22 protein-coding genes and 1 tRNA gene are annotated in these 13,752 nt (G+C 65.4%); 7 read left to right on the forward strand and 16 right to left on the reverse strand.

Going from position 1 to position 13,752, the window contains the following annotated elements:
• Positions 1-72 precede the first annotated feature (72 nt).
• Positions 73-1,146, forward strand: coding sequence for a maleylacetate reductase (locus tag PARHAE_RS03525; protein WP_126153218.1), 1,074 nt, complete (start codon positions 73-75; stop codon positions 1,144-1,146).
• A gap of 57 nt (positions 1,147-1,203) precedes the next feature.
• Positions 1,204-2,961: an FAD-dependent oxidoreductase gene (locus PARHAE_RS03530; protein ID WP_126153219.1), complete on the forward strand. Its 1,758-nt coding sequence runs from the start codon at positions 1,204-1,206 to the stop codon at positions 2,959-2,961.
• Here the strand turns inward: PARHAE_RS03530 and PARHAE_RS03535 are convergent.
• Complete coding sequence (locus tag PARHAE_RS03535) at positions 2,958-3,323, reverse strand: ArsR/SmtB family transcription factor (RefSeq protein ID WP_126153220.1); 366 nt, start codon at positions 3,321-3,323, stop codon at positions 2,958-2,960. The two genes, PARHAE_RS03530 and PARHAE_RS03535, sit on opposite strands and share 4 nt — an antisense overlap.
• Before the next feature lie 121 nt (positions 3,324-3,444).
• Between PARHAE_RS03535 and gatC the strand changes: the two genes are divergently transcribed.
• The 5 genes from gatC to PARHAE_RS03560 all read left to right on the forward strand — a co-directional run bounded on the left by gatC (position 3,445) and on the right by PARHAE_RS03560 (position 6,472).
• Positions 3,445-3,732, forward strand: a complete 288-nt coding sequence (gatC, locus tag PARHAE_RS03540; RefSeq protein WP_126153221.1) for an Asp-tRNA(Asn)/Glu-tRNA(Gln) amidotransferase subunit GatC — start codon at positions 3,445-3,447, stop codon at positions 3,730-3,732.
• Positions 3,729-5,210 carry an Asp-tRNA(Asn)/Glu-tRNA(Gln) amidotransferase subunit GatA gene (gene gatA, locus PARHAE_RS03545; RefSeq protein WP_126153222.1) on the forward strand — a complete coding sequence of 494 codons (1,482 nt, stop codon included), beginning with the start codon at positions 3,729-3,731 and terminating at the stop codon, positions 5,208-5,210. The genes gatC and gatA overlap by 4 nt, the downstream gene beginning before the upstream one ends.
• A 31-nt stretch (positions 5,211-5,241) precedes the next feature.
• Positions 5,242-5,610, forward strand: coding sequence for a hypothetical protein (locus PARHAE_RS03550; protein ID WP_164555124.1), 369 nt, complete (start codon positions 5,242-5,244; stop codon positions 5,608-5,610).
• Positions 5,607-6,272: an N-acetylmuramoyl-L-alanine amidase gene (locus tag PARHAE_RS03555; protein WP_277600638.1), complete on the forward strand. Its 666-nt coding sequence runs from the start codon at positions 5,607-5,609 to the stop codon at positions 6,270-6,272. Before PARHAE_RS03550 ends, PARHAE_RS03555 begins: the two co-directional genes overlap by 4 nt.
• A 125-nt stretch (positions 6,273-6,397) precedes the next feature.
• A tRNA-Glu gene (locus tag PARHAE_RS03560) sits at positions 6,398-6,472 on the forward strand.
• Positions 6,473-6,531: 59 nt separating this feature from the next.
• Here the strand turns inward: PARHAE_RS03560 and PARHAE_RS03565 are convergent.
• The 15 genes from PARHAE_RS03565 to PARHAE_RS03630 form a co-directional block, all read right to left on the reverse strand.
• A complete protein-coding gene (locus tag PARHAE_RS03565; protein WP_126153224.1) occupies positions 6,532-7,581 on the reverse strand; it encodes a site-specific integrase in 1,050 nt (349 codons plus the stop codon).
• Positions 7,551-7,802, reverse strand: a complete 252-nt coding sequence (locus tag PARHAE_RS03570; RefSeq protein ID WP_126153225.1) for a MerR family transcriptional regulator — start codon at positions 7,800-7,802, stop codon at positions 7,551-7,553. Before PARHAE_RS03570 ends, PARHAE_RS03565 begins: the two co-directional genes overlap by 31 nt.
• Positions 7,803-7,873: 71 nt before the next feature.
• Positions 7,874-8,656 carry a hypothetical protein gene (locus PARHAE_RS03575; RefSeq protein WP_126153226.1) on the reverse strand — a complete coding sequence of 261 codons (783 nt, stop codon included), beginning with the start codon at positions 8,654-8,656 and terminating at the stop codon, positions 7,874-7,876.
• Positions 8,653-9,327, reverse strand: coding sequence for a hypothetical protein (locus tag PARHAE_RS03580; protein ID WP_126153227.1), 675 nt, complete (start codon positions 9,325-9,327; stop codon positions 8,653-8,655). Before PARHAE_RS03580 ends, PARHAE_RS03575 begins: the two co-directional genes overlap by 4 nt.
• Positions 9,324-9,572, reverse strand: coding sequence for an HNH endonuclease (locus PARHAE_RS22060; protein ID WP_126153228.1), 249 nt, complete (start codon positions 9,570-9,572; stop codon positions 9,324-9,326). The genes PARHAE_RS03580 and PARHAE_RS22060 overlap by 4 nt, the downstream gene beginning before the upstream one ends.
• A complete protein-coding gene (locus PARHAE_RS03590) occupies positions 9,569-10,225 on the reverse strand; it encodes a hypothetical protein (RefSeq protein ID WP_126153229.1) in 657 nt (218 codons plus the stop codon). The genes PARHAE_RS22060 and PARHAE_RS03590 overlap by 4 nt, the downstream gene beginning before the upstream one ends.
• Before the next feature lie 187 nt (positions 10,226-10,412).
• A complete protein-coding gene (locus PARHAE_RS03595; protein WP_126153230.1) occupies positions 10,413-10,841 on the reverse strand; it encodes a hypothetical protein in 429 nt (142 codons plus the stop codon).
• Positions 10,834-11,148, reverse strand: coding sequence for a hypothetical protein (locus PARHAE_RS03600; protein WP_126153231.1), 315 nt, complete (start codon positions 11,146-11,148; stop codon positions 10,834-10,836). The genes PARHAE_RS03595 and PARHAE_RS03600 overlap by 8 nt, the downstream gene beginning before the upstream one ends.
• The gene (locus PARHAE_RS20950) at positions 11,141-11,317 is read right to left on the reverse strand and encodes a hypothetical protein (protein WP_164555126.1); all 177 of its coding nucleotides are present in this window, start codon (positions 11,315-11,317) and stop codon (positions 11,141-11,143) included. Before PARHAE_RS20950 ends, PARHAE_RS03600 begins: the two co-directional genes overlap by 8 nt.
• Positions 11,310-11,708 carry a hypothetical protein gene (locus PARHAE_RS03605; RefSeq protein ID WP_126153232.1) on the reverse strand — a complete coding sequence of 133 codons (399 nt, stop codon included), beginning with the start codon at positions 11,706-11,708 and terminating at the stop codon, positions 11,310-11,312. Before PARHAE_RS03605 ends, PARHAE_RS20950 begins: the two co-directional genes overlap by 8 nt.
• Positions 11,705-11,917, reverse strand: coding sequence for a hypothetical protein (locus PARHAE_RS03610; RefSeq protein ID WP_126153233.1), 213 nt, complete (start codon positions 11,915-11,917; stop codon positions 11,705-11,707). Before PARHAE_RS03610 ends, PARHAE_RS03605 begins: the two co-directional genes overlap by 4 nt.
• Before the next feature lie 111 nt (positions 11,918-12,028).
• Positions 12,029-12,340: a nuclease domain-containing protein gene (locus PARHAE_RS03615; protein WP_126153234.1), complete on the reverse strand. Its 312-nt coding sequence runs from the start codon at positions 12,338-12,340 to the stop codon at positions 12,029-12,031.
• Positions 12,341-12,414: 74 nt separating this feature from the next.
• A complete protein-coding gene (locus PARHAE_RS03620) occupies positions 12,415-12,843 on the reverse strand; it encodes a hypothetical protein (protein ID WP_126153235.1) in 429 nt (142 codons plus the stop codon).
• Positions 12,836-13,048 carry a hypothetical protein gene (locus PARHAE_RS03625; RefSeq protein ID WP_126153236.1) on the reverse strand — a complete coding sequence of 71 codons (213 nt, stop codon included), beginning with the start codon at positions 13,046-13,048 and terminating at the stop codon, positions 12,836-12,838. Before PARHAE_RS03625 ends, PARHAE_RS03620 begins: the two co-directional genes overlap by 8 nt.
• The gene (locus PARHAE_RS03630) at positions 13,048-13,749 is read right to left on the reverse strand and encodes a hypothetical protein (protein ID WP_126153237.1); all 702 of its coding nucleotides are present in this window, start codon (positions 13,747-13,749) and stop codon (positions 13,048-13,050) included. Before PARHAE_RS03630 ends, PARHAE_RS03625 begins: the two co-directional genes overlap by 1 nt.
• Positions 13,750-13,752 lie beyond the last annotated feature (3 nt).

Genomic DNA, 13,752 nt, shown 5'->3' on the forward strand with positions numbered 1-13,752 from the left:
ATTACGGCGCGCATATCCGATCAATATTCCTGTTTCGCCGCAATAGAGTTATTCGCAGGAAAGAGAGGGGCCATGTCCTTTTACCGCGATGAATTCACCGCCCGCAGCGCGGCGGTCCGCGTCCGTTTCGGCGCCGGTATCTGTAAGGCCGTCGCCGAGGAGATCGAGGCCTTGGGCGCCCGCCGGGCGCTGATCCTGACCACGCCGCAGCAGGCCGCCCTGGCCGACGATTTCGCGGCGCTGTGCGGGCGCGCGGCGGTCGGCCGTTTCACCGGCGCGGCGATGCACACGCCGGTGGACATTTCCGAACAGGCCACGGCGGTGGCGCGCGACCTGGGCGCGGATGTGCTGGTCTCGGTCGGCGGGGGATCGACCACGGGCCTGGGCAAGGCCATCGCCCTGCGCACCGCCCTGCCGCAGATCGTGGTGCCCACCACCTATGCGGGGTCCGAGGCGACAGGGATCCTAGGCCAGACCGAAAACGGCGTGAAGACCACGCTGACCAGCCCCAAGGTCCAGCCCGAGGTGATCCTCTATGACGCCGAACTGGTGACCAGCCTGCCGGTCGGGATGACCGTGACCAGTGCCCTGAACGCGATGGCCCATGCAGCCGAGGGGCTTTATGCGCGCGACCGTTCGCCCCTATCCTCGCTGATGGCGGTCGAGGGGCTGCGCGCCTTTCGCGACAGCCTGCCCCAGGTGACGGCGCGGCCCGATGATGTGTCCGCGCGGGGGCAGACGCTGTATGGCGCATGGCTGTGCGGCACGGTGCTGGGACAGGTCGGCATGGCGCTGCATCACAAGCTGTGCCACACGCTGGGCGGCAGCTTCGATCTGCCGCATGCCGAAACCCATGCGGTGATCCTGCCCCATGCGCTGGCGTTCAACGCGGTTGCGGTGCCCGACCTGCTGGCGCCGGTGACGGAGCTGTTCGGCCATGGCGATCCGGGCCTAGGCCTGTGGCATTTCGCCCGCGACGCCGGGGCGCCCCTGGCTCTGCGCGACCTGGGGCTGAAGGAAGCCGACCTGGACCGGGCGGCAGACCTGGCCTCGGCCAATCCCTACTGGAACCCGCGCCCGGTGACGCGCGACGGCATCCGCGGCCTGTTGCAGGCCGCTTGGGCGGGCGACCGGCCCGCCACCTGATCCTTGGGCGCGGGCAGGGAGGCCCGCCCCGCTGCTGCATATCCCTGGGAGGACTTCATGGCAGACATTTCCACCGATGTGCTGATCATCGGCACCGGCCCCGCAGGCTCGGCCACGGCGGCGTTGCTGTCCAGCTACGGCATCGCCAACATGGCGGTGAACCGCTATCGCTGGCTGGCCAACACGCCGCGCGCCCATATCACCAACCAGCGGACCATGGAGGTGCTGCGCGACCTGGGCCGAGAGGTCGAGGACGAGGCCTACATGTTCGCCACCCATCAGGATCTGATGGGCGAGAACATCTTCTGCGAAAGCCTGGCGGGCGAGGAAATCGGCCGGATGAAGGCCTGGGGCAACCATCCGCTGTCCAAGGCGGAACACCTGATGTCCTCGCCCACGAAGATGAACGACCTGCCGCAGACCTTCATGGAGCCGCTGCTGTTCAAGACCGCCTGCCAGCGCGGCACGCAGGCGCGCATGTCCACCGAATACCTGCGCCACGACCAGGATGCGACCGGGGTGACGACGACCTGTCTGGACCGGCTGACGGGCCGCGAATTCACCATCCGCTCGAAATATCTGGTCGGCGCCGATGGCGGCAAGTCGCTGGTGGCGGACCATGCGGGCCTGCCGTTCGAGGGCAGGATGGGCGTCGGCGGCAGCATGAACATCCTGTTCCGGGCGGATCTGTCGCGATACGTCGCCCATCGGCCCAGCGTCCTTTACTGGGTGATGCAGCCCGGCGCCGATGTCGGTGGCATCGGCATGGGGCTGGTGCGGATGGTGCGGCCCTGGAACGAATGGCTGATCGTCTGGGGCTATGACATCAACGGTCCCGAACCCGAGGTCACGCCCGAATTCGCCACCGGCGTCGCGCGCCAGCTGATCGGCGATCCCGATCTGGAAATCGAGCTTCTGTCCGCGAACACCTGGACGGTGAACAACTATTACGCGACCCGCACCAGCCAGGGCCGGGTGTTCTGCATGGGCGACGCGATCCACCGCCATCCGCCGTCGAACGGGCTGGGATCCAACACCTCGATCCAGGACGCGTTCAACCTGGCCTGGAAACTGGCGATGGTGCTGCGCGGACAGGCGGGCGAACGCCTGCTGGACAGCTATGACGCCGAACGCGCGCCGATTGCGAAACAGATCGTCACCCGCGCCAACCAGTCCATAGGGGAAACTGGCCCGATCTTCGCCGCGCTTGGCATGGCCGAAGGCGTCAGCCCCGAGCAGATGCAGAAGAACCTGCAAGCCCGCACCCAGGGCACCCCCCAGGCCGAGGAGCAGCGCGAGGCGATCCGCAAGGCCATCGCCTTCAAGAAATACGAATTCGACGCCCACGGGGTCGAGATGAACCAGCGTTACCGTTCGGATGCGGTGGTGACGGACGGCCAGATCGAACCCGCCTTCGCGCTGGATGCCGACCTGCATTACCAACCGACGACCTGGCCCGGCGCGCGGCTGCCCCATGCCTGGCTGTATCGCCACGACACCGGGGCCGAGGTCTCGACGCTGGACCTGTGCGGGCATGGCCGGTTCACGCTGCTGACCGGCCTGGGCGGCGAGCCTTGGGTCCAGGCGGCCGAGGCGCTGGAGGCGGAACTGGGGATCGAGATCGCCACCCATGTCATCGGCCCGCGCCAGGCCTATGTCGATCACAGCGGCGACTGGGCGCGCCTGTCCGAGATCCGCGACGACGGCTGCCTGCTTGTCCGCCCCGACCACCACGTCGCCTGGCGCGCCATCACGAAAAGCACGGCCCCGAAGGCGGACCTGACGCGGGTGCTGAAGGCCGTTCTGGCGCGTTAGGCGGGGTGCCCGGAGCGGGGGCCGCCCGCAGCCGGTGGCGCCGCGTCCTGTGGTCCGCAAAAGGCGTCGTACAGAACCTGCATCACCCGGCGCGCCGGGTCGCTGTCGATCCGGTACCAGATTGTCTGGCCGTCGCGGCGCCCGGCGATGATGCGGTCGCGGCGCAGGATCGCCAGGTGCTGCGACACGGTGGAATCGCGGATGCCCAGAAGGGCCGCAAGCTGGCCCACGGATTTCTCGTCCTGGGCTAGCGCGCAGAGGATCATCAGCCGGTGCTGGTTGCCAAGCGACTTCAACAGCCCGCTGGCCTGATCGGCCGCGGCGCGCATGGTTTCGGGATTCATCGCAAGATCGGGGGTCATCCGCAGATATATACGGGAATCCGCAGACCTTTCAAGGAAAGACGCGCCCCGCCGGTGACGCGCGCGGTTCTTGCAGGGGCGCGCCGGGGGCTGTAAACCCCGGCCAACGAAAGGAAACGTCATGTCGATCACCGAGGATCAGGCCCGCAAGGTCGCCCATCTGGCGCGCATCGCGGTCGATGACGCCGCTTTGCCCGCCCTGGCGCGAGAGTTGAACGGCATCCTGCATTTCATGGAGCAACTGAACGAGGTCGACGTGACCGGCGTCGAGCCGATGACCGGCGTCACCCCCATGCGCCTGAAGCGGCGCGAGGATGTCGTGACCACCGGAGAGATGGCCGACAAGATCCTCTCCAACGCCCCCGACGCGCGCGAGGGCTTATTTGCCGTGCCGAAGGTGGTGGAATGACCGATCTGAACAGCCTGACCATCGCCGAGGCGCGCGATACGCTGCGCAAGGGCGACGCCACCGCCCTGGACCTGACCGAAGCCTGCCTGACCGCCATCGAAGGCGCAGGCGCGCTGAACGCATTCGTCCACAAGACGCCCGACATCGCGCGTGCGATGGCCCAGGCCGCGGATGCGCGGATCAAGGCGGGCGACGCCACATCGCTGACCGGGATTCCGTTGGGCATCAAGGACGTGTTCTGCGTGAAGGGCGTGCCCAGCCAGGCCGCCAGCCGGATCCTGGAAGGCTTCCGGCCGGAATATGAATCGACCGTCACGCAGAACCTGTGGAACGCGGGCGCGGTGCTGCTGGGCAAGCTGAACCAGGACGAATTCGCGATGGGCTCGGCCAACGAATCCAGCTGCTATGGCCCGGCGGTGAACCCCTGGAAGGTCGATGACCGGCAGTTGACGCCCGGCGGCAGCTCGGGCGGGTCGGCGGCGGCGGTGGCGGCAGACCTGTGCCTGGCCGCGACCGGCACCGATACCGGCGGCTCGATCCGCCAGCCCGCCGCCTTCACCGGCATCGTGGGGTTGAAGCCCACCTATGGCCGGGTCAGCCGTTGGGGGGTGATCGCCTATGCGTCCAGCCTGGACCAGGCCGGGCCGATGACCAAGACCGTGCGCGACGCGGCGATCATGCTGGGCGCGATGGCCTCGGTCGATCCGCAGGATTCGACCAGTGCCGAACATCCGGTCCCGGATTACGAGGCTGCGCTGACCGGCGACATTCGCGGCAAGCGCATCGGCATCCCGCGCGAATACCGCGTGGACGGAATGCCTGCGGAAATCGACGCGCTGTGGCAGAAGGGCGCCGAGATGCTGCGCGAGGCCGGGGCCGAGATCGTCGAGATCAGCCTGCCGCATACGAAATACGCGCTGCCCGCCTATTACGTCATCGCGCCCGCCGAGGCGTCGTCGAACCTCGCGCGCTATGACGGGGTGCGTTACGGCCGCCGCGCCAGGCTGGGGCAGGGCGACGGCATCGTCGAGATGTACGAGAAGACCCGCGCCGAGGGCTTCGGCCCCGAGGTGCAGCGCCGCGTGATGATCGGCACGTATGTCCTGTCGGCGGGATTCTATGACGCCTATTACAACCGCGCCCGCAAGGTCCGCGCGCTGATCAAGCGCGACTTCGACCAGGCCTTCGCCGACGGCATCGATGCGATCCTGGCGCCGACGACTCCGTCGGCGGCCTTTGGTCTGAGGTCGGTGGACAGCAGCGATCCGGTGCAGATGTATCTGAACGATGTCTTCACCGTCACGCTGAACCTGGCCGGGCTGCCGGGGATCGCGGTGCCGGTCGGCCTGGACAAGCAGGGTCTGCCGCTGGGCCTGCAACTGTTCGGCCGCCCCTTCGAAGAGGGCGATCTGCTGAACCACGCCCTTGTCCTGGAACGCGCGGCGGGATTTGTGGCCAAGCCCGATCGCTGGTGGTAGGGTCGCGTCGATGGCATATCCAGGAGGCATGATGCGCGGCTGTCTGATCCTTTCGGTGCTGGCCCTGGCCGGCTGTGGCGAGCATCTGGGCTGGAATCCCAACTACAACTTCGCCCCGACCCGCTATGGCGAATATCGCGCCACGCGCGAGGCGGCCCTGGTGACGGGGGCGGAATCGCCCAAGACCATTCCGGTGACGCGGCCCTTCTATGCCCCGACCGGCGCCGACATCGCGGGCCGCAATCCGGTGCCGGTCCCCGCGACCATGGGCGTCGGCAAGGTGCGGGTGGTCAAGCCCTCGCCCGCGACCGCGCCCGCCTCGGCCCCCGCCCGCAGCCCGAACGCGCCGGTCGTGATCGTTCCCCCCTCGATGCGGACGGGCGGCCAGCCGCCGCTGTGATCGCGGCTTTCCCCAGTCCCAACCATGGCGACAGGCGCGGGCAGCGCCCGGAACTGATCGTCCTGCATTACACCGGCATGGCGGACGCGGTCCAGGCCCGCACCCGGCTGTGCGATCCGGTGGCCGAGGTCAGCGCCCATTGGCTGGTTCACGAGGACGGCCGCGCGGACCCTCTGGTCCCCGAGGATCGCCGCGCCTGGCACGCGGGCGCGGGCGCCTGGCAGGGCCGCGACGACGTGAATTCCCGCAGCATCGGCATCGAGATCGCCAATCCGGGCGACCGTCCCTTTCCGCTGCGCCAGATGGACGGCGTGGCCGCGCTGCTGCGCGACATCATGGACCGTTGGGGAATCGGCCCTCAGGGCGTGATCGGCCATTCCGACATGGCGCCCGGCCGCAAGATCGACCCCGGCCCGCGCTTCGACTGGCAGCGCCTGTCGCGCGAAGGGCTGGCCTTGACGGGGGGCAGCGGACCGGACCTGCCGCTGGAGGACAGCCTGACCCGGATCGGCTATCCCCCCGCCGATCCCACGACCCGCCTGTCCGCCTTCCGCCTGCGCTTCCGCCCTGGGGGGCAGGGCCCCGAGAACGAGGCCGACCGCCGCTGCGCGGCCTTCGTCGCGGCGTCCCTGGCAGCCCCGGACCGCGCCGCCCTGGTCTGAGATCCCGGGCTTTGCCGTGGCGCAAAGATTTTTGTCCGGCACTCGAAATTTACGCTTGCGCCCCCCTGCGCCTTTGCCTAAACACCGCCCCACGCCGCCCGTAAAGACGGGCCGCGCCAGAAAGTGGCCCGTTCGTCTATCGGTTAGGACGTCAGGTTTTCAACCTGAAAAGAGGGGTTCGACTCCCCTACGGGCTGCCACTACTTTTTTCCTCCATTTGAAAACATGCAGTTAGCGGGCAAAAGTGTATCATGCTGCGTCATGATACAACGTTCCGGCCTTGTTCCCTGCTGACCAAGCGGCGCATTTTCGCGGCTCGAGTATAGTGTTCGACCTCGGCCAGTGACGCATGACCGCCCCACGCCATGATCGCATGAGATGTGCCGCCAGCTTCGGCTATGGCCGTCAACCGAGCTTTGCGCAGGCCGTGCGCTGTGCGGTCAATCAGTCCAGCGTCTCGAGCCGCGTCCGCTATCAGGTTGCCCAGCCCTTTCACGCTGCGGGGCTTGCCTGCTACCGCCAGAAACGTTGCGCTCGAGCCTAGCAGGGCGCTCTTGACCGCTTCCCGTTCATCCTCCCAGCCCTCGGCAAACTCTGGCAGCCGGTTCGACCACGGGACATAAGCCCGGCCTCCGGTCTTGGACTGGACGAACGACAAGATACCGTCAGGCCCGATATTCCCCGGCCCGATCAGCACGGCATCATTCGTGCGCGCGGCGGTCCAGTATAGCAGTTCAAATGCGGCTCGAGCCGGTGTCCCGATCTTCCAGCGGGCGCGGAATAGGGCAATGTCGTCGCTGTCCCATGCCGCGAAGCCGATCACGCGAACCGTGCGGCGCTTGACCTCGAGGGCGGGGTTCGGCGTGACCTTCGCGTGGTTCATTAGTGCCCGCCATACCTTGAGCCTGTCATTGGCCGGGTTGGGGTCCAGCTTGCCCAGATCCGTTTCAATGTTGTGTGCGGTGACGGCTTTGATCTTGCCCGTCCCATACTTGGCTGCAATGTCCTCTGCATGGCGGCGCATCATCCCTTGATAGGTCGGTGACTTACCGCGAAACCATGCCCCGTGCAGCATGTCCCGCACGGCGGCGGCGATCTGGCCTGGCAGAACCGGCTTGCGGCGCTGCGCAGTCTCGAGAGGGCTTTTCGCCTTGGCCTCAGCCTTCGCCCATTCTGTGACGAAATCCGGGTGCGTCTCGGGCAGATCGGGCAACCTGATGCCGGTGGCCCGATGATAGCGGACGATCTTGTCTCCGCGTTTCTGGCGACGGATGCCTTTCAGTTTCCCGCCCCAAACAGCCTGTCGCATTCTTCCCTGTCCCTTTCCGCCGTGTCGATCTGTTCGCCTTCATAGCCCATGGCATTGACGAACGCCTCGAGGTCGTAGCGGTCGTAAAGGCGGCGCTTGCCCCATACGCGACGGGGCAGGCCAAGGGAACGCAGGGTCGTTTCACTCATGCCGATATATCGAGCCGCCTCCGATGCTGACATCAGGCGCGGCTGATATGTCAGGATCGCGCGTTCACCCATCCCGGCCCTCCTTGCTGCCTCGGCCATAGCCCGCCGTTCTGCCGCCCTTGCTGATGTATCGGTCGGCTATATCAACCATCCCCGCCCTCCATCCACCCGCCCCTCTGCATCAAGGGGTCATCCCGATACCGGCCTGTGCGGATCGCCTCCATGTGGTATTGCCGGTCTGTGACCTCGGAGGGGGACATGCCGATGTAGGAGGCGATGGCGGTGCGCTCGTCCTGGCGGGCAGCTTCCAGCAGGCGGTCGAGGGCGCTGGCGTCGGGAAGGGGGATGTTCAAAACGCCATGCCCGCACGGATAAAGCGTCGTCGTGGCATTTCCGGTGCCGCCTGATCCGCCGCTATATCCAGAGCCGCCACAGATGCGGCAGTTGGCCTTGATGGTCGGCAGCAGCGCCTCCCGCATCTTCCGCACCGCTGCGGCTTCCCGTGCTGCGGCCCGATCCTCCGCATCTTTCAGCCGCCGTTCGCTGTCAACCAAAGTGCCCCGCAAGAACACTCGCGACAGGTTGCGTTCCCCGGCGTCATTGATCCCGGCACGCACGGCTGCGGCGAGTTCGTCGCAACCTTCGGCCTTGCGCTTCCATTCATCCCGGCGCCGGGTCATTTCATACAGCTTTTCAGTCAGCACGAGTTTGGCTGCGGCTTCTCGTGCTGCGGAGAGGTCGCGTTCGGCTAGGAGGGCGATGATAGCCTGCCCCCAAGGTCCGTCTGCGCTGGCATGGTCAAGTTTGCCGTCTATCATCAGCGTCAGCATCGTCGTGTCTTTGCCGGTGCCGAAGTCAATGCCGGTCGTCATGCCGATGCCAGGCGCTTGCGTGTCGATCTTCGGTGCGTCGGTCGGGCCGGTCATGTGTAATACTCCACAACAAAGAGGCGTTCAGCGTCGATGGGGACCGCAAGGGTTCCGTAGAAATCATCGCCGCACATGCCGGGGCCGCGCTGATCAACCCATTCGGTTTCCACGCCTGCGTAATCGCTTCTCTGCTCCTTGAACTTGGACAGATCAAAGCCTGCGCGGGCAGCGATTCGCGGCTTGCTGGTGAAGCCGTTGCCGTTCATTTCTTTGCATACGGCGGCGATGATGCTGGCGGGGTCACACGCCTCTGCCACCGCATCGGGGGCGGGCTTCGCTTCACGGCTGGCAAGGGCGGCGCGGTTTCTAATGTTGTCCACCCAGTCCCGGTCAAACCCCGGCATGGCTGGTAGCGGGGTATCGCTGGGCACTGCGTCGATCCACTCAAGGCAAACGTCCAGCGCCTCCACCAGCGCCGTGTTGTCCGTGGGCGCGGCAGAGGGGCCGGACGAAACTTCGGTTTGATCCGGGGCGTCACCTTCAACTTTCCGCGCCGAAAGTTGAAGGTCGGGCTGCTCGGTCTGGGCGTCGAGGATGGCGAGGACAGATCGGCGGCAAATCCAGTTGCCGTCGCCGTCGCTGGCTTCCACCATAGCAAGAGGGCGCTTGAGACATTGATCATAAGAGGTCAGCGCCGCGATCTTCTCGCGCAGGGTGCGTTCGGTCATGATATGCAAAACCCCTTGGAGATTGAGAAAAGCACCGTTTCTTTCGGAGTAGGAAAGCGGTGGGCTTTCTGCTCATTGCAGGACCGGCACAACCGCCATATGTTGCTTTGCTTCTTCGTGCCGCCCATGAAACGCGGAACGAAATGATCCTTGGTAGAAGATGGGCCTTTCCGCTCCCGAGGCCCAATCCATTCACGGCACAAGGGGCAGTATTCTGCAGGGCTGTAGAAACTCGAATGGATCATGCGTCACCCGTGGGCTGGAGAGCGGCAATCTGGCGGCGCAGTTCACGCCACTGATCTGTCGTCCATACTGTCTCATCGCGATCTGACGTGCGGAAACTGATGGCCCATGTCGTCACAAACTCCGCAAAGCCGCGCAGCCGTGCCAGTTCGGCGGCTTGGGCATCCAGCGCATCGGCGGCAATGTCCAAGTCCCATGCAGACACCTCATGGAACGTGCTGCGCATACTAGCTTCGATGGTCTGACCACCAATCCCGCCGCGCATCCTGCCTTTGGCGAACGTCGCCTGCCGCAGCCGCTTCGCTGTTTCCGCCACATCATCCGGCACGGCAGGGACCGGCGCGGAATAATGTGCATCACGGGTATGGCCGCAAATCCTGCAATCACCCATCGCCATGTAATCGGGGCTATACTCGTGCGGCTTCTCGCCCGGTCCATTCCACGCCACCGGATCCTGTTCAGCGGGTGCAGGGGCGGGGATGAGGGCCATGATACCGTTCAGCAGGCTGTCGCTATCCCATGAGATACGGTGCCCGGCATCGCTGCCAGCAGGATAATCCACTTCGGCGTCGATCATGGCGTCTTCAATTAGACGCTCAATCGTCGCCCGAAGGTCCGGCTTCACGGCCACCTGCGCGGGGGTGTTAGTGGTCATGGGTGATACACCTTCGTCAATGAGCCTTTGCAGACCGGGCATGTGATGGTCATGAAGTCTCCCTCCCGCTGATCGTGAGTGATCTTCGCCTCATGCTCCCGAAACCGAAGTTCGCTGTCGCAGTATCGGCAGGTGATGTCGTGGACCCGTTCGCCCTTTGGCTGACCTCGCTTGATTATCTCGACCATCACGCCCCCTCCCCGCTGTCAGGCTGCGGCAGGGCGGCGCGGGCTGCGATGAACTCCGGGCGATCTGCCGACAAGTCGCAATCCGATAGCAAGCCACGCAGCGCCGCCCGCATCTCCGCCTCACGGGCGCGGAGGGCGGACAGGTCGGCGCGTAGTTGCAGCACCTCGGCGGCAAGCTGCGGGGCGAGGGCGATCAGGCGGGCGTTGGCCGACTGTTCCTCTGCGGACGCATACTCGTGATATTCGCCATCGTTCAGATCGCAAATGAAGTCGTTCTCGCAGCCATAACCATGGGTTCGGCCCGGCCGCAGCCCTTCGGCCTTGGTCTTGACGCCGGAAAACTCATAGTCGGCGTCTGCGATCCACGGCCCCGGCGTTGCCGCTTCCAGCATCCGCCGCAGGTCGTCCGTGTCTATAGGGTCAGGCATGGTCGCTCTCCATCAGATGCTTGCGCGCCCGCGTCTCCCAATCGTGCAGGTCGCGCTGAAATTGATCCTCGACCCATAGCTGCGGGGTCAGACTGCGATGCTCGATCACGCGCCAGGGATCGCAGGTGCAATTATGGCGCTGGACGTATCGCTCAAACTGGCCGCTTTCCTGCCAGCCCTCGGGATCCTTCGACGCGGCCAGCGTGTCGGCGCGGCGCTGTATCCCGTCCAAGGTCCGACCGCGAACGGTGAGGTTCAGGGCTTCGTTCAGTAGCGCCGTGCAAGTGGTGCAGGCGGGGTCACCCATCGGGGGCCTCCAGCGCAGACAGGCCGTCTTTGAAATCGCGAAGAAGATCGCGCATGAACTGTCGGGTCAGGCTACCGTCCGGGACATTGCGCAGCGCGCTTCCCGCCCAGCGGATGATCTCGGCCTCGGTGGGATAGCGGTAGATGGTGATGGTGGCGCGCTTATCCATCGCTCCCCTCCGTGGCAGAGGGGCGGGGGGCGATCACTCGACCCGTTGCCTTGGAATACTCCAGCCGATGCCAGCGCGGATCGAACGTCAGGCCGATGGCATCTGCGATCTCGCGCATGGTGTCCTCGTCCTCGTAATGACGCTGATCCATCCAGCCGAACCAGATCAGGTCATCGCCGTAGGTTTGGCCGATGTTGAAATCGTCAGAGCCACGGATCTTCCATCCGTGCTTGATGGCATCGTTGCGGTTGTTGAACCGCTTTCGGTCCCAGCCATAGCCGAAGCCGTAACCGCGATCATTGCACCAGACCGAGGCACAGACGACGATGAACTCCGGGTCGATGTCGGGCAGCGCCGCCCCGCCGCTGTTGCTGTTGCTCTGGGCGGTCATGCGGCACCGCCTTCCGCCACATCAGCAGCGTCCCGGATCGCGGCACACAGCGCCCGAGCCTGATCCGGCGTCATCGCGATGGTGACGGCTTCCTCGGCCACAATATCAACCGCGCGGATCAGCACGTCGCCAAGCGGACTAACGGTCACACGGGCATGGTCGCCACGCTGGCCGGGGTATTTCGGGGTGTCTGCAAAAATGCTTGTCATGTCTCGGCTCCTGCCGGTTGTGTTTGGAAAAAGGCGGCGACACAGCGGACCATGCCGCCGCCCAGGTGCCCGCGCGTGTCCGATGTGGGGACAGGCAGTTGCGCGGGGGGATTAGCTGCCGGGCACATAGATGCCGTCCCGGAACTGTTGCTTGAGCGTCAGATACAGGGCGCGAAGGGCATCCTCGTGACCCCATTCGCCAGCGGTTGCGGCGTCCCGTCGATCAAGGCTGTCGTGGCACGCGCTGCACGCAAAGACCGCAAACCAGTCGTCGGGCTTCTGGCCCATGCCAGCCGCGCCAAACATCCGCAGATGCGCCAGGACGGTCGTCTGCGGATCGCCGTTGCAGCTGGGCAGGCGCAGGGTGCATTCTCGTCCGCGCGCATTCTGACGGGCCGCGACATGGACCAGGTTGCCGGTCATGCGCTTCTGCGGCTTTGGTTGAGTGCCCTTAAGGCCCAAGGCCCCACGTCCCGCAAGATCTCCGAAGCGGGCGTTCATGCCGCGTCCTCCGCCAGAAACCCAAGCGGATCGAACCCAACGGCATCGGCCAGTTCGGCCATAGCGCGGTCCATGTATTCGCAGAAATCGCGATGGCTCATCTTGTCCAAGGCAACGCTGTCGGGTTTCATGCCAACCACCTTGCCTTGCAGGTCAAAGATCGGTTCCACATAGCCCAGCTTGACCTTGATCGCCGTGTGCAGGGCTTCGCGGGATCCCCATCGGCCCGTTGCCTTCACAGCGACGGACAGGGCTTTCCAATAGGTCTTGAGTTGGGGATGGCTGCGCTTGGTTCGGGCGATCAGGTCAAACTCGGTGCCGTTTGGAAAGGCCGTGATATCCTCATGGTCCAAGCCGCTGGCGGGGATGATGCGCCCTGCAAACAGCTTGACGATGGGCGGTGGCGGGGTTTCGCGCTTAGGCATCGGCCCGCCCCTCGACATGCTGACGCGCCAGATGGGCCAGCACCTGATCCGCAGCGTCTGCAGTAGCCTCGTCGGACGCCTGCGGTCCCGCCAGGATATGCGCTGCCATGTCGTGGATCAGCATATCGTCGGGCCAGCCGGTGGCGGTCTTGGCGTGAGAGACAGCATCAGCGATCTGGGCGGGGGTGTAGCTCGACCGGATCATCAGAAAGCCGCCTTTTCCTGCCAGACCCGAAGTCCGTCCGCGTTCTGAAATGTCTTGTGGTTCTTCCGCGCCCAGTCCTCGATGAACACGGTCAGATCATCGCGGCGATTGACGGCGATCCAGTTGAGCAGCTTGCGGTGATCCTCGATCTCATAGCGCGTCTCATTGCGCATACCTTTGACGGTATCCTTGCTGGCGGCAGCGGCGCGTCGTTGCGCTTCCTCGGCCTCGCGCTGCGCCTCTGCGGCGGCGCGCTGCTCTTCCAGATCGGCCGCATTGGCTTTGCGGGCGGCTTCTTCGGCCTCGCGCATCTTGCGGGCGGCTTCGGCGTGGGCGGCGCGCTCCGCCTCGGCCTTTTCCTCGGCCAGCTTGCGCTTGAAGCCGTCCACCAAGGCGACAAGGCCCTTCTCGATCCGCTGCGCATCCTCGATGGTCGGCTTCCATCGTGCGCCTTCGGTCTTGTAGGCGTCATAAAGGGGCGCGGTTGCCGACTTCTGCCCGGCCTCCAAGGCCATGCGCCATTCGCGGGCCTGCTTGCGCAGGACATCCACAGCCTTCATCTGGGCTTCGTTCTCGACGGGATGTCCGTCCAGCCAGTTCGCGGCTTCTTCGCGCGCGGCCTCGAACTGCGCGCAGATTTCATCAAGCGGGTCTGGCGGGTTGTTGGCGCCGATTACGGCTCGTGGGTTCAGGTCGTCCATTTC

Source organism: Paracoccus haematequi (assembly GCF_900631945.1).
Taxonomy (GTDB): domain Bacteria; phylum Pseudomonadota; class Alphaproteobacteria; order Rhodobacterales; family Rhodobacteraceae; genus Paracoccus; species Paracoccus haematequi_A.

What these genes read in the sequence shown, in the direction of transcription:
- PARHAE_RS20950 (WP_164555126.1), bottom strand. Translation starts at nt 11,317, where the DNA reads ATGGATAAGCGCGCCACCATCACCATCTACCGCTATCCCACCGAGGCC.
- gatA (WP_126153222.1), top strand. Translation starts at nt 3,729, where the DNA reads ATGACCGATCTGAACAGCCTGACCATCGCCGAGGCGCGCGATACGCTG.
- gatC (WP_126153221.1), top strand. Translation starts at nt 3,445, where the DNA reads ATGTCGATCACCGAGGATCAGGCCCGCAAGGTCGCCCATCTGGCGCGC.
- PARHAE_RS03580 (WP_126153227.1), bottom strand. Translation starts at nt 9,327, where the DNA reads ATGACCGAACGCACCCTGCGCGAGAAGATCGCGGCGCTGACCTCTTAT.
- PARHAE_RS03615 (WP_126153234.1), bottom strand. Translation starts at nt 12,340, where the DNA reads ATGACCGGCAACCTGGTCCATGTCGCGGCCCGTCAGAATGCGCGCGGA.
- PARHAE_RS03590 (WP_126153229.1), bottom strand. Translation starts at nt 10,225, where the DNA reads ATGACCACTAACACCCCCGCGCAGGTGGCCGTGAAGCCGGACCTTCGG.
- PARHAE_RS03550 (WP_164555124.1), top strand. Translation starts at nt 5,242, where the DNA reads ATGCGCGGCTGTCTGATCCTTTCGGTGCTGGCCCTGGCCGGCTGTGGC.
- PARHAE_RS03595 (WP_126153230.1), bottom strand. Translation starts at nt 10,841, where the DNA reads ATGCCTGACCCTATAGACACGGACGACCTGCGGCGGATGCTGGAAGCG.
- PARHAE_RS03600 (WP_126153231.1), bottom strand. Translation starts at nt 11,148, where the DNA reads ATGGGTGACCCCGCCTGCACCACTTGCACGGCGCTACTGAACGAAGCC.
- PARHAE_RS03570 (WP_126153225.1), bottom strand. Translation starts at nt 7,802, where the DNA reads ATGGGTGAACGCGCGATCCTGACATATCAGCCGCGCCTGATGTCAGCA.
- PARHAE_RS03620 (WP_126153235.1), bottom strand. Translation starts at nt 12,843, where the DNA reads ATGCCTAAGCGCGAAACCCCGCCACCGCCCATCGTCAAGCTGTTTGCA.
- PARHAE_RS03630 (WP_126153237.1), bottom strand. Translation starts at nt 13,749, where the DNA reads ATGGACGACCTGAACCCACGAGCCGTAATCGGCGCCAACAACCCGCCA.
- PARHAE_RS03610 (WP_126153233.1), bottom strand. Translation starts at nt 11,917, where the DNA reads ATGACAAGCATTTTTGCAGACACCCCGAAATACCCCGGCCAGCGTGGC.
- PARHAE_RS03535 (WP_126153220.1), bottom strand. Translation starts at nt 3,323, where the DNA reads ATGACCCCCGATCTTGCGATGAATCCCGAAACCATGCGCGCCGCGGCC.
- PARHAE_RS03525 (WP_126153218.1), top strand. Translation starts at nt 73, where the DNA reads ATGTCCTTTTACCGCGATGAATTCACCGCCCGCAGCGCGGCGGTCCGC.
- PARHAE_RS03565 (WP_126153224.1), bottom strand. Translation starts at nt 7,581, where the DNA reads ATGCGACAGGCTGTTTGGGGCGGGAAACTGAAAGGCATCCGTCGCCAG.
- PARHAE_RS03625 (WP_126153236.1), bottom strand. Translation starts at nt 13,048, where the DNA reads ATGATCCGGTCGAGCTACACCCCCGCCCAGATCGCTGATGCTGTCTCT.
- PARHAE_RS22060 (WP_126153228.1), bottom strand. Translation starts at nt 9,572, where the DNA reads ATGATCCATTCGAGTTTCTACAGCCCTGCAGAATACTGCCCCTTGTGC.
- PARHAE_RS03575 (WP_126153226.1), bottom strand. Translation starts at nt 8,656, where the DNA reads ATGACCGGCCCGACCGACGCACCGAAGATCGACACGCAAGCGCCTGGC.
- PARHAE_RS03605 (WP_126153232.1), bottom strand. Translation starts at nt 11,708, where the DNA reads ATGACCGCCCAGAGCAACAGCAACAGCGGCGGGGCGGCGCTGCCCGAC.
- PARHAE_RS03530 (WP_126153219.1), top strand. Translation starts at nt 1,204, where the DNA reads ATGGCAGACATTTCCACCGATGTGCTGATCATCGGCACCGGCCCCGCA.